Below are 12,575 nucleotides of genomic sequence, written 5' to 3'. Positions count from 1 at the left end.
ACGTTCGCGTTCAGTGGCCGCGAATGAGCGCAAGCAGCAGAACGGATAGGTTGGTCAGGATGTGCGCGATTAGCGAACTTTCGACGCCCCAGCGCCAGTACGCATAGCCGAGCACCGCGCCGGCGACGATCCGCGGATCAAGCATCACCTGCACCGAGCGCGGCTCCCACCACAGCGGGCTCTCGCCCGATAGCGCGTGCATCGCGCCGAACATCAGCGCCTGGATTACGATCGCCGTCCACCAGACCGCCGGCCCACGCATCAGCTTTGCGGCGAGCCACGCGAGCGCGGTCACGACGAGCAGTCGGAAGTGGAGCTCCTCAATAATCGGAAAGCCGACGCCGACGGCCAGCGGATGGGTCTTGAGCAGGCCCACGACCTCCCTGCCCGCCTGCTTGGCGCTGGCGTGGGCAGCGGCGGCCGCCGGCGACCACAGCAACTTGACGATAATGGTTCCCACCAACTCGGTACCGCCGACGCTGACTACACCGGCCGCGATTCCCGCGAACATGACCGTGCGCAGGCCTGCCTCCGCATCGCCGGCGGCCCATCGCCGCCGCGTCGCCGTGGGGGCGAAGTCGAGCCGGCGCGCCGCCAGGCATCCCAGTCCCGCAACGATCGCGGTCTCGATGAGAGCGATCGTAACGGCGCGCAGATGCTTGTCCGGCGGAATCGGCAGAATCGGCGAGCACAACGTCCATCCAACGAAGCCCGCCATTACGAGCGCGCCGTACTCCCACAGCCGCAGATGGCTACGGCGCTCGGCAGGCGCGGGCCTTTCGAGCTTGTCGCCTGGCGCTATGTTGAAGATGTTCAGGGCGCGCTCCTCCTGTTCCATCGTGAACGGGTGTGTCCGCAGAGCCAAAACGTTTTGCGCCCGGCGGCAATTCAGCCGCATCACGCTTCGGATAAGGCTTTAGGGAACGCCGCCGCGCGGCTTAGGAAGCGGATGGTGGCGCGGTGCTGGCGCACGGCACCGCAATCTCGGCGCCGGCGGGCTCGACCACGACGAGCTCGCCGACGCGCACGCGCTGGGCGACGCGGATAACGTGACAATCCCTTTCCGCCACAACCGCAACAACCTCGCCCTCGCATCGCACGGTGTCACCGGCAAACACCATCCCGCGCAGCCGAAAGTTCATCCGGCGGATGAATGCACGCGGGCCGAGCCAGTCGAGCAACGCCTCGGCGAGCAGCGCACCGAGCATCTGGCCGTCAACCACCGGCGCCTTGAAGTTGCGCGCGGCGGCGTACGCCGGTTCGTAGTGCAGGCGATGCCAATCCCAGGTCGCGCCCGCGTAGGCAACCATCCGCACCTGGTCGAGCGTGCGCTCGAGCGGCGGGACTTCGTCGCCAACCCGCGCCGCGGCGTCGCCGAACCGCTTTTCGGAGCTCATCGCGACTCCTCCAGCGGCTGGTAGATGAGCGTCTCGCGATTGCGCGCGAGCAGCTCGCCGCGCTGGTTGGTGTAAGTCGCGGTCGCGATCGCTACCAGTAACGGCCCGCTGCGCGGCGAGACGTGCTCCGAGATATCCTCGAGCCGCCAAGTGACGCTTAGCCGGTCGGTAGGCAGGAGCGGCCGGAAGAATTCGTACTCGTGGCCACCGCGGATCATCCGGCATCCGCTTATCGGCAACTCCCACGCATGCCCGATATAGCCGTCAGTGTCGGGTGTGCGACGCGCATACTGGTTGGTTTCGCACACCAGGGTCGGCGGCGCGATCACCGACGGATAGCCGACCGCCCGCGCGTATTCGTCGTCCACGTAGAGCGGGTTGTCGTCGCCGATCGCAAGCGCGAAGTAGCGGAGCGAGGCGCGGCCGATCTCCTCGGGCGCGGTGTAGTGGAACTCGCGCCCGATCCAATGCCTGAGCTCGTCATTCAGAAGCGTGGCGATGGGGCTTACTCCGAAGGGATGATCGCGAGCGAATCGACTTCGATCATGAACTCGGGACGCAGCAGCGTCTCGCATACGCATCCGGTGGAAACCGGAAACGGCGCCTGGAACATCCGCGAGCGCACACCAGCGACTTCGCGATAGCGCTCGAGCGCGGCCGGCGTAACGTACTCAACCGTCTTCACCAGGTTCTCCGGCCCGCCGCCCGCTGCCGCGACCACGCGCAGGATGTTCTCGTAAATGTGTGCAGCCTGGGCGGCGACGTCGCCCGGATACACCGCCCTGGCGCTTGCCGGATCAAGTGCGGCCTGCCCGGCGAGGAACAGCAGGTCGCCCGCGCCCACAGCGGGGTTGTAGGTCAGCTCCGCGTAGCGGCCCCATCCGGGATTGACCGGGCGCGGCTGATGCCGCGAGGCGATCAGATCGATCTGGATTAGCGCCCGCGGATCTGCGATACGGCGCATGATGATCCCGGTCGCGGCGGGAAAGACCGGGCCGAGCATCTCGCGGCGCACGCGCCCGGTGTGCCTGTAATCGGGCAACGCGGCGGGCGTCAGGTAATCGACCGTCTTGACCACGCGATGGAGCCCGAGGCCAAACGCTTCGAGCACCCGGGCAGCGCGCTCGTAGACCGCGCGGGTCTGCGCGACGGGGTCGCCGGGCGCGATCAGAGCGCCCGTATCGTCGAGCGGCAGAATCGACGATAGATAGACGAAGCCGTCAACCGCGCGCGCCGGCGCCCACGCCGGCGGCCATCCCCGATCGCCGCTCGATCCCGGCGCGTCGGGCTCGGCTTCGATTTCGACTTCGATTAACGCCTGCGGGCGGAGCAGGCTGTTCACAACCACGGTGTTGACGGCCGGGCGGTTGGCGCCGAACAACTCGCCGCGCACCGCGGCCGCCTCGGCGTAGCGCTCGATTCCCGCGGGCGTGACGTACTCGACCACGCGGACGACGTCGGCGAGACTGCGGCCGCCGGCTTCGAGAATTGCGGCAATCTTGGCCCATGCGGTGCGCGCCTGCTCGCGCATTCCGCCGCGCACCTCCATCGCGCGCGTCGCCGGGTCGTGCTCGGAGGCCGAATGTCCCGAGAGCAGTGTGCGTCTGCCGACGTTCAGTCCGAGCGAGAACGTGTAGCGCGAGTAGTCGTACCAGGGAAAATGCGGAGGCTTGAGGGCTGAACGTTCCATGCTCCCATGGTACTCCCGCGCCCATCGGGCGCCGTTTCAGCCGAGCGATGATTCGCCGCCGACCGTAGCGGCGCATGCCATCGCCTGTCAAGCGACGGCGCCGCGGCTCTTGTCGGGATGCGCCGCGCCGTGCGATTAGCTGGAAGGGCGCGCATCGCCGTGGCCGAGGGAGACCATCGATGGCTTACGACATCGTTATCAAGGGCGGCACGATCGTCGACGGCACCGGTGCGCCGGGGTTCCGCGCGGACGTTGCGATCGCGGCTGGGAAGATCGCCGAGGTCGGGCGCGTCACCGACGGCGCACGTGACACCATCGACGCGGGCGGCCTCGTCGTCGCGCCCGGCTTTGTCGATCCGCATACCCACTACGATGCCCAGATCTGCTGGGACCCGCTCCTCACGTCGTCCTCCTGGCACGGCGTGACCTCGGTCGTGATGGGCAACTGCGGGGTGGGAATCGCGCCGTGCAAGCCCGCGGTGCGCGAGATCGCAGCATGGGATCTGGTCAACGTGGAGGCGATCCCGTTCGCGGTGCTCAGCCGCGGAATCACCTGGGACTGGGTCAGTTTTCCCGAGTTCATGGATGCGGCCGAACGGCGCGGCGTCGGAATCAACGTGGGCTTCCTCGCCCCGCTCACGCCGTTTCGCCATTTCGTGATGGGCGAGGAATCGATGGAACGGGCGGCGACCGCAGAGGAAACCGCGCAAATCGCAGCGCTGCTGCGCGAGGCGGTGGGCGCGGGCGCGATGGGCTTTTCAACCACCGCCGTGCCCCAGCATATCGGCTACAAGGGGCGGCCGCTCGCATGCCGCAACGCGAGCCGCGAGGAGCTGAAGACCTACGCCGGCGTGCTCGGCGAACTGCAGACGGGCGCGATAGAGGTCGCGCTGACCAAGGCGCCCGGGATCCTCGCTGACGACGAGTACGAATTTCTCGATCTTTTGCTGCGCGCGGGCGGACGCCCGGTGACATGGCTCGCCCTGCTCGGACGCGACGACGATCCTGACGCCTGTATGAGGTCGCTCGATCGCGCCGAGCCGCTGGTCCGCCGCGGCGCGGTCCCGCAGGTGACCTGCCGCCCGCTGATCGTGCAGTTCAACCTGCGCGAGCCGTTCATCTTCGCCAACCTGCGCAGCACCAATCCGGTCTTCAACCAGCCGCCCGAGGTACAGATTGAGCTCTATCGCAATCGCGACTTCCGCGCGGCGTTCCGCGCCGACCTTGCGCGCCCGGGGATCTTTTGCGCGCGATGGGACCGGCTGGAGATCAAGGCCGTGGGCGATCCCGCGATGCGCACGCTTGAAGGCCGCACGGTCGGTGAGATCGCGCGCGCACGCGGCTGCGACGGGATGGATACCTTCCTCGATATCGGGATCGCGGACGGCCTGCGCACGGAGTTCACTTGTCCGCTGTTCAACGCCGACGAAGCACGGATTCCAGAACTGCTGCGCGACCCGCGCACGATGATCGGGCTCTCCGACGGCGGGGCCCACGTTGACATGCTGATCGACGCTGGCTACCCGACCTACCTGCTCGGGACCTGGGTCCGCGAGCGCCAGGCGCTGACGCTCGAGCGCGCGGTCCAGCGCATCACGTCCGAACCCGCCGACTTCTTCGGCATCCGCGGCCGCGGCCGGCTCAAGCCCGGACTGGCGGCCGACGTCTCGATCTTCGACCCCAATACCGTCGGCTCGGCGCTGCGCGGCACAATGCGCGACGACCTGCCGGGCGGCGGACGGCGGCTGGTGATGGAAGCGCACGGAGTGTACTGCACGATCGTCAACGGGCGGGTGCTCTACCGCGACGGCCGCCCCAGCGAGGCGCGGCCGGGAATGGTGTTGCGCTGCGGCCGCTGTTGAGCCGCGCCGGCCGCAGGCAAAACCCGCTCGTTGCCTAAAGGAGAAGCCGCATCGATGGGCAAGCTGGAGGGCAAGATCGCGTGCATCACCGGCGCCGCGTCGGGGATCGGCGCCGCCACCGCGCGCCTGTTCGCCGCCGAGGGCGCGCGCGTGATTATCGCCGACATCAACGAGGGCAGCGGGCGCCACGTCGCCGGCGAGATCGGCGCCGCCGCCACCTTCCTGCGCACCGACGTGCGCAATCCGCGCGAGGTCGATGCGATGGTGAAATACGCGGTCGAGCATTTCGGCCGCCTCGACATCCTGCACAACAACGCCTTCTACGCGACCTGGGGCGCGGTCGGCGAAACCTCGATCGAGGGCTGGCTGACCACGCTCGCGGTCACGCTTTCGGGCACATTCTACGGGATGCGCTTCGCGATCCCGCGGATGATCGCACAGGGCGGCGGCGTGATCGTCAACACCGCGTCGATCTCGGGACTCTACGGCGACTATCGTCTGGCCGCCTACAACGCAGCCAAAGGCGGCGTGGTCAACCTGACGCGGGCCGCGGCCATCGAGTACGCGCGCAAGAATATCCGGATCAACGCCGTATGCCCGGGCGGAATCGAGACGCCGCCGGTGCTCGGCGCACTCGCCGCCGCGCCCGACCCCGAGCGCGCCCGGCGCATCGCCGAGGAGCATCATCCTATCGGTCGCCTGGGCAAGCCCGAGGAAATCGCCAGGGTGGTGCTGTTCCTCGCGAGCGACGACTCGTCGTTTATGACCGGGAGCATCGTGGTCGCCGACGGCGGCGCCACCGCGTGGACCGGGATGCCCGGCCCCCGCCCGGAATAGGGGCAAGGTTGCGCACGCGAGGACGCTTGCGCGTATAGTTTGCTACACCATGACCGATCTGCTGAGAGACATCCGCGTGGTTGAGCTGAGCGACGGATGCGCGGCCGCTTTCTGCGGAAGGCTGTTCGCGCGATGCGGCGCCGACGTAGTGCTGGTCGAACGCCCGCGCGGCGGCAGCGCGGTGCGCTGGGAACCGCCGTTTCTCGACGACCAACCGGGCACCGAGCGCGGCGGGCTCTTCATGTTCACCGCCGCCGGCAAGCGCAGCATGACGCTCGACACCTCGCATCCCGACGGCGCAACGCTTCTCGGCCGCCTGCTCGAACGCGCCGACGTCCTGATCGACGACCGCGGCGCTGCTGCCGACACCGGGTCCCCGGCGAAGGCCAACCCGCGGCTCGTTCATCTCGTCTTCCGCAACTTCACGCCCGGCGGCCCTTACGAAAAGTGGCTTGCGGGCGAGCTTCAGCTCGCCGCGCTCGGCGGATGGATGGCGCAGCTAGGCGAACCGCGGCGCACACCGCTGGTCAGCAACAGCCGCACGATGACCGCGTTCGTGCCGGGCGTGGTCGGCGCGATCGCGGCGCTGGCGGCAGTGCGCGGCGCGCGCGCAGGCGGGCGCGGCCGGCGGATTGACGTTGCCGCGCAGGAGGCGCTGCTCTTCACCACGCGCTTCAACGAAACCTTCCTCTCCTCGACCGGGATCGAGATCAAACGCGCTGGCGACCGCTTCACGGGATGGGCCGCCTATCGCACGTTCAAAGCCGCCGACGGCGACGTCACCGCGGCCGCCGCCACCGACGCGCAAATCGAAAAGCTGATGGAGCTGGCGGGCGTCGCCGGCGATCCGCGCTTCGCCACGCGCAAGGACCGCGAGTCGCGCATCGACGAGTTCGGCGTCGCCGTCGGAAAGTGGATCGCGGCGCACAGCCGCGAGCACGTCTTCAAGGTCTGCCAGGAGAACCGCGTCCCGATGGGCAAGGTCAGCCGCGTGGACGAAGTGCCCGAGATGGAGCAGGTCAAAGCGCGCGGCTTTTTCGAACAAGTCGAGCATCCGGTCGCGGGGCGCCGGCGAATGCCTGGCGGCCCGGCGAAGTTCGGCGGCGAGTGGCCGCGCGTGCGGCGCCCACCGATACTTGGTGAGCATACGGCGGAAATCCTGCGCGGCGAGCTCGGATGCTCGGGCGAGGACGTGGCGGCGCTCGCCGCGATGGGTGTTATATGAACGCGCTGGCGATGCCGCTTGAGGGAATCCGAGTGATCGACTTCACCGCCTACTGGGCGGGGCCGCTACCGAGCGCGATCATGGCCGACCTCGGCGCGGAAGTTATCAAGGTCGAGTCGATCCAGCGCCCCGATCAGTTCCGGATCGTCGCAGTGGCCGGCGACCCGGCCGAGGTCTACGAGCGTTCGGCGCCGTTCAACGCAACCAACCGCAACAAGCTCGGGCTGACCCTCGACTTGACGCGCGCCGAGGGGGTGCGCCTGTTCCTCGCGCTGGTGCGGCGCAGCGACGCAGTGGTGCAGAATTACTCGCCGCGCGTGATGCCGCAGCTCGGGCTCTCCTACGAACGTCTGCGCGAGGCTAATCCGGCGATCGTGCTGACCTCGGTGTCGGGCTTCGGCCAGGAGGGGCCGTGGCGCGACTACGTCTCGTTCGCCGCCATCGGCGAGGCGCTCTCGGGCATCTCGGGACTGAGCGGCTATGACGGCGAGGGGGCGCTGATCCACGGCGTCGGCGTCTCCGACCCGTTCGCGGGCTATCTCGCGGCCTTCGCGACGCTCGCCGCCGTCCATCACGCGCGCGCGACCGGGCAGGGACAGCACGTTGACGTCTCGCAGCTTGAGGCGAGCATGCAGTACATCGCGGACGCGCTCATCGAGTGCGAGTTCACCGGAGGCGTGCGCGAGCGCGCCGCCAACGACGATCCCGCGATGGCGCCGCACGGAGCATTTCCGGCGCGCGGCGACGACGCCTGGATAACGATAAGCGTCGCGACGGACGAACAATGGCGTGCGCTCGGCGCGGCGATGGGCGCTCCGGCGTGGACGCGCGAGGCGCGCTTCGCGACAGCGCTTGCGCGCCGCCACAATCGCGAGGCGCTCAACGCGCTGCTCGCGCAATGGACCGTGCGCTTCGACCGCCACGAGCTTGCGCGCGACCTCCAGGCGCGCGGCGTGCCGGCGGCGCCGGTGCTCGCCCCGGCTGACCTGATCAAGGATCCGCAGCTTGAGGCGGCGGGCTTCTTCCAGCACGTGGACCATCCGGTCGCCGGACGCCATCCGTACCCGTCCTACCCGGCGCGTTTCGACGGCGAGTATCCGCCGATCAAACGGGTCGGACCGATGCTCGGGCAGGACAACCGCTACGTGCTCTCGCAGATTCTCGGGCTCGGCGACGGCGAGATCGCGCGCTTGGAAGCGGATAAGATCATCGGCACGCGCCCACTGTTCGGCGGTGGATAGCGGCTTGGCTCAGCGGACCAGTTCGTCCGCCGCCTCCTCGATTGCGCGAACAAACTCATCGATGCCGCGTACGCGCGGGGCTACGACGATTCGACTCACCCCGAGCTCGGCGTAGCGCCGCACGAGTTCGCGGTCTGGTCTGTCCCTGGGCGTTACGCTGATCTCGATCCGCTCGAACTCGCGGCCGTGCTCGGCACAGGCGCGCCGGATCCCCTCGATACATTGCGCGGCAGCCTCGAGGCCAAGCCCATAGCCGAACCACCCGTCGCCCAGCCGCGCGGTGCGGCTGAACGCGTGCGTGGTCTTGCCGCCGAAGATAATCGGCGGATGCGGCCGCTGGAGCGGACGCGGCTCGGCGCGCACCCCGTCGAGGCGGAAGAAACGGCCCGCATAGCGCGGGCGTTCCATCGTCCACAGCGCCTTGATCACGCCCAGCGCCTCCTCGGCGCGCAGCCCCTTGCGATCGAAAGGCATCCCGACCGCGTCGAACTCGAAGCGCAGGTTGCCGATTCCGACCCCGAACATCAGGCGCCCGTTCGAAACGACGTCAACCGAGGCGAGCTGCTTGGCAAGTACGACCGGGTTGCGCAGAGGCAGGATGATGATGCCGGTGGCGAGGCGCAGGGCGCGCGTATGGGCGGCGGCGTACGCCATCGCCGCGCACAGATCGACGAACTGCGTGCGCGGCGGCATCGGCGACGGCGGCGCCTGCGGGTCGGCGAGCACGATGTGCTCGCCGCCCCACAAGCTGTCGAAGCCGGCCGCCTCCGCCGCATGCGCGGCACGCGCGATCGCCTCGGGCGTCGTGCACGGATGCATGTTGACTCCGAACAGGCCGAACTTCATGGGACACCTGGAAAAAGTATGCATTTCAAAAGCGGCACCATCTCACACAGCCTTCTCTTTAAAAAACACGCTTGAGCTAGCCGCGCCGTGTGGGATGATTTCCCAAAGTTTAGTCGTCCCAAGGGAGAATCACACTGATGAGGACAAGGGCAATCGCCTGGGGGACCGTCGCGGCCGCTGCTCTGACCGCGTCGCTGGGGTTGGCGGTGTCACGGCCGGGGCATGCGCAGCCGCAGCTTACGCGGCTGGAGCGGATGAACGCGGTCGGCGCCCGCGTCAAGCGCGCGATGGGGCCGCGCGTGCGCTACCTGTCGGCCGCATGGCAGACCGCAATCGGCGTCTCCAACCGCTTCGATCAGCTCACGGCGCTGGGGCTCAAGCCGAGCCTGGCCGAGATAGCCGCTCCAGCAGTCTCGGCGCCGGCCGGCCACTTCGGCCCGGTCTCGTCGCCGCCCGATCTCGGAGTTACGCGCTTTTCGACTTTCAGCACGAGTGAGACTTCAACCGCATGGTGCGGCAGCAACGCAGTAGTCGCGTTCAACGACAGCGGAAGCCTGCTCGAAACCACACTCTCCGAAGGCGCGAGCCTCGTTGGATATTCGCGTTCGACGGACGCGGGAACCTCATTCAACGATTTAGGCACTCCGCCGCCGCTTAGCGATACCCTGAGCATGGTCATCGGCGATCCGGTGGTCAAATGCACCAGCAGGCGTGACTTCCTGCTCTCGTCGATCTTCCAGGATTGCGCCGACGCGTTCTGCCTGACCGCCACCAACGGCGTCACCGTATGGGCCTCCAGCGATGGTGGGGCTTCTTTCGGGACTCCGGTTGAGGCCGTCAGCCAGGATATGACTCAACATATCGTGGACAAGGACTGGATGACAGTCGATCCGAAAAATCCCAACAACATCTTCGTTACTTATACGGATTTCGACGTCACCGAGTCGAACCAGGGATGCAGCAATCCGTTCGACGTCCTGGTTTCAATCAAACTGCTCGCTTCCACCACCGGCCTTTCCGGTTTTGCAACCGCGACACCCGTCGAAGTGGCGGTCGGCCAGTGCAATGAGACGCTGCAAGGTTCGCAGGTGGTGGTGGCGCCCGATGGAACGATTTACGTCGCCTGGGAGAAAATCGCGGTTGACGGCGTCACGCGCGAAATCGATGTCGCCAAATCGAGCGACGGGGGCATTTCGTTCGGCGCGCCGGTCAAGGTTGCCGGTGTCGGATGCGCGGGCGACTGTTCCCAGCTCCAGGGGATGATTCGGACCAATGAATTTCCGAGCCTTGCCGTGAACACCAAGGGCAAACTGTTCATGGTCTGGAATGACGGCGACTTTCAGGTGCCCGACGCCCTGGCACCATTGACCAGCGGTGGCTTATCGAGCAGCTACGGCTTCACCGACATCAAGTTCTCCAGGTCGAACGACGGCGGCGGGACCTGGTCCAGCCCGGTTCGGGTAAACACCAACCCGGCATCTTCCTTCAGGGACCACTTCGAACCGACGGTCGCGGTCGGCAGCGGCAGGATCGCGGTCTGTTTCTACGACCGGCGCAACGATCCGCTCAACTTCCTGATCGACCGCTACTGCGCCAATTCGACCGACGGCGGTGCAACCTGGACCAATACCCGAATAACCGCGCGCAACTTCTCCTCCGTGGTTGCCCAGGACGTGCTGCTCGTCACCAATTACATGGGCGACTACGACGCGATGGCGCCGGATACGCTGGCGATCAACGCCGGCTTCATCGACAGCTTCGCCGCCAACTCGTCCGGCTATCCGCGGGTGAGGGCAAATACCTTTTGAGTGAGGCGCCGACGCGCCGCGCGCTCAACTCCGGTCGAGCAGCAAATCGAGCCTGAGCGCACGGCCGCCGCCGCGCAGCGCGTCAACCGTCGCCTTCGCGCCCATCACCGCGACCGGGTTCTTCCCACCCGGCCGTCCTTTTCGAGCCTGAAATTCGCCATGACGTTTCTCCCGCGCGGGCGCCGCCTCGGACTGCACACCGCCGCGGAGCGACGCGCCGATGGGAGCGTGGATCAAAGCGGCCAAACTTGACAACCCGAACGCGCTTGTCTTACTGCTGACTGGCAGCGGCGCGCGGCAGCGCCCATCGGCTCCGGGTCATCGCATGGGCACGAGCCATCCGACGCACGTTCTCGACGGCTACAAAATCCTCGATTTCACCCAGTTTATCGCCGGCCCCACGGTCACGCGGATGATGGCGCAGATGGGCGCCGAGGTGATCAAGGTCGAGATCGCTCCCGGCGGCGATCGCACGCGCGAGCTGCCCCTGGTCCGCGACGGCCGCAGCGGCTACTTCGTCCAGCAGAACCTCGGCAAGCTGAGCCTCTGCGTCGACCTCAAAAACTCCGCCGGGCTCGCGATCGTAAAGGAGCTGGTGCCCAAGGTGGACGTGGTGGTGGAGAATTTCGCGCCGGGAGTCATCGCGCGGATGGGTCTCGGCTATGAGGTCGTCCGCGCGCTCAATCCGCGCGCGGTGATGTGCTCGGTGTCAACCTTCGGTCAGCAGGGCCCGCTCGCCCATCTGCCTGGCTACGACTTCATCGCCCAGGCCTATTCCGGCATCACCCACATGATCGGCGAAGAGGACGGCCCGCCCTACTTCCCGACCGCGGCGCTCGGCGACGTCAGCACCGGCGTGCACGGCGCGCTGGCGGTGGTCGCCGCGCTGCTCCATCGCGAACGCACCGGCGAGGGCCAGCATCTCGACGTCGCGCTGCTCGACGCCTACTTCCACTGCCATCACACGGCGATCCAGATGTACAGCTTGAGCGGCGGCAGGATTAAGCCGCGCCGCACCGGCCATCACATCTCCTACGGCGCGCCGTGCGGGATGTTCAAAGGTCATCGCCGCTACCTGATAATCGTCGCCGGCGTGGACCATCAATGGAACCAGCTGTGCGACGCGATGGGCCGGCCGGAGCTCAAGAGCGACGAGCGCTTCGCGAACAATCAACGGCGGACCGAGAACCTCTCCGAGCTGGTGCGCATCATCGAGGGGTGGATCGCCGAGATGCCGGACGACGAAGCGGCGATCGCGCGGCTTGCCGAATACCGCGTGCCGGTCGCGCCGGTGCTCTCGCCCGACGAAGCGATGGCGCTGCCGCATCTGCGCGAGCGCGGAACGCTGACGACGGTCAACGATCCGATCCTGGGCGAGTTCGAGTTGCCCGGCTTTCCGCTGCACTTCTCGAATTTCCCCGAGCCGGCCGGCGGCGGCGCGCCGCTTTTGGGCGAGCACAACGAGGACGTCCTCGGCCGCTACCTCGGCTACCCGCGCGAGCGCGTGCGCGAACTCGAACGCGCTGCAATCCTGCATCGCGCGTCGCGCTGATCGCGCTCTTCCGACGCAACGCGCCCTGGAGCGTTGCCTGTTCAGCCAGAAGGGGTAAATCGCTTGGCGTACATCTTCGCTTCGCTCACAATGACAGCGAAAGCCAATTCCATCCTG

12 protein-coding genes are annotated in these 12,575 nt (G+C 67.4%); 6 read left to right on the top strand and 6 right to left on the bottom strand.

What is annotated here, in order from left to right; all coding sequences use genetic code 11:
- Positions 1-10 precede the first annotated feature (10 nt).
- From VFB33_10525 to VFB33_10510, 4 genes are all read right to left on the bottom strand, one after another.
- The gene (locus tag VFB33_10525; protein ID HZO82115.1) at positions 11-865 is read right to left on the bottom strand and encodes a CPBP family intramembrane glutamic endopeptidase; all 855 of its coding nucleotides are present in this window, start codon (positions 863-865) and stop codon (positions 11-13) included.
- Between the two features lie 73 nt (positions 866-938).
- On the bottom strand, positions 939-1,397 hold the full coding sequence (locus VFB33_10520) for a MaoC/PaaZ C-terminal domain-containing protein (protein HZO82114.1): 459 nt from the start codon (positions 1,395-1,397) through the stop codon (positions 939-941).
- The gene (locus VFB33_10515; GenBank protein HZO82113.1) at positions 1,394-1,972 is read right to left on the bottom strand and encodes a MaoC family dehydratase N-terminal domain-containing protein; all 579 of its coding nucleotides are present in this window, start codon (positions 1,970-1,972) and stop codon (positions 1,394-1,396) included. The genes VFB33_10520 and VFB33_10515 overlap by 4 nt, the downstream gene beginning before the upstream one ends.
- The gene (locus tag VFB33_10510; protein ID HZO82112.1) at positions 1,903-3,087 is read right to left on the bottom strand and encodes a RidA family protein; all 1,185 of its coding nucleotides are present in this window, start codon (positions 3,085-3,087) and stop codon (positions 1,903-1,905) included. Before VFB33_10510 ends, VFB33_10515 begins: the two co-directional genes overlap by 70 nt.
- A 179-nt stretch (positions 3,088-3,266) precedes the next feature.
- Here VFB33_10510 and VFB33_10505 point away from each other — a divergent pair, with 179 nt between their 5' ends.
- From VFB33_10505 to VFB33_10490, 4 genes are read left to right on the top strand one after another with little or no spacing between them, the layout of a single operon-like run.
- Positions 3,267-4,949, top strand: coding sequence for an amidohydrolase family protein (locus tag VFB33_10505; protein ID HZO82111.1), 1,683 nt, complete (start codon positions 3,267-3,269; stop codon positions 4,947-4,949).
- A 54-nt stretch (positions 4,950-5,003) separates the two neighbouring features.
- Positions 5,004-5,786, top strand: a complete 783-nt coding sequence (locus tag VFB33_10500) for a glucose 1-dehydrogenase (GenBank protein ID HZO82110.1) — start codon at positions 5,004-5,006, stop codon at positions 5,784-5,786.
- 49 nt (positions 5,787-5,835) lie between these two features.
- Positions 5,836-7,011 (top strand): CaiB/BaiF CoA-transferase family protein, encoded by a 1,176-nt coding sequence (locus VFB33_10495; protein HZO82109.1) that lies wholly within the window; start codon positions 5,836-5,838, stop codon positions 7,009-7,011.
- On the top strand, positions 7,008-8,252 hold the full coding sequence (locus tag VFB33_10490) for a CoA transferase (GenBank protein ID HZO82108.1): 1,245 nt from the start codon (positions 7,008-7,010) through the stop codon (positions 8,250-8,252). The genes VFB33_10495 and VFB33_10490 overlap by 4 nt, the downstream gene beginning before the upstream one ends.
- Positions 8,253-8,261: 9 nt before the next feature.
- Here VFB33_10490 and VFB33_10485 read toward each other — a convergent pair whose 3' ends face one another.
- On the bottom strand, positions 8,262-9,098 hold the full coding sequence (locus VFB33_10485) for a TIGR03619 family F420-dependent LLM class oxidoreductase (protein ID HZO82107.1): 837 nt from the start codon (positions 9,096-9,098) through the stop codon (positions 8,262-8,264).
- 137 nt (positions 9,099-9,235) lie between these two features.
- Between VFB33_10485 and VFB33_10480 the strand changes: the two genes are divergently transcribed.
- The gene (locus VFB33_10480) at positions 9,236-10,906 is read left to right on the top strand and encodes a sialidase family protein (protein HZO82106.1); all 1,671 of its coding nucleotides are present in this window, start codon (positions 9,236-9,238) and stop codon (positions 10,904-10,906) included.
- Positions 10,907-10,930: 24 nt separating this feature from the next.
- On the opposite strand, the gene VFB33_10475 is transcribed toward VFB33_10480, so the two are convergent.
- A complete protein-coding gene (locus VFB33_10475; GenBank protein ID HZO82105.1) occupies positions 10,931-11,152 on the bottom strand; it encodes a hypothetical protein in 222 nt (73 codons plus the stop codon).
- A gap of 79 nt (positions 11,153-11,231) precedes the next feature.
- Between VFB33_10475 and VFB33_10470 the strand changes: the two genes are divergently transcribed.
- The gene (locus VFB33_10470; GenBank protein ID HZO82104.1) at positions 11,232-12,458 is read left to right on the top strand and encodes a CoA transferase; all 1,227 of its coding nucleotides are present in this window, start codon (positions 11,232-11,234) and stop codon (positions 12,456-12,458) included.
- Positions 12,459-12,575: the final 117 nt, after the last annotated feature.

The sequence above is a fragment of the Candidatus Binataceae bacterium genome (assembly GCA_035650475.1).
Lineage (GTDB): Bacteria > Desulfobacterota > Binatia > Binatales > Binataceae > JAKAVN01.
This window is presented reverse-complemented; position numbering and strand designations above follow the sequence as displayed.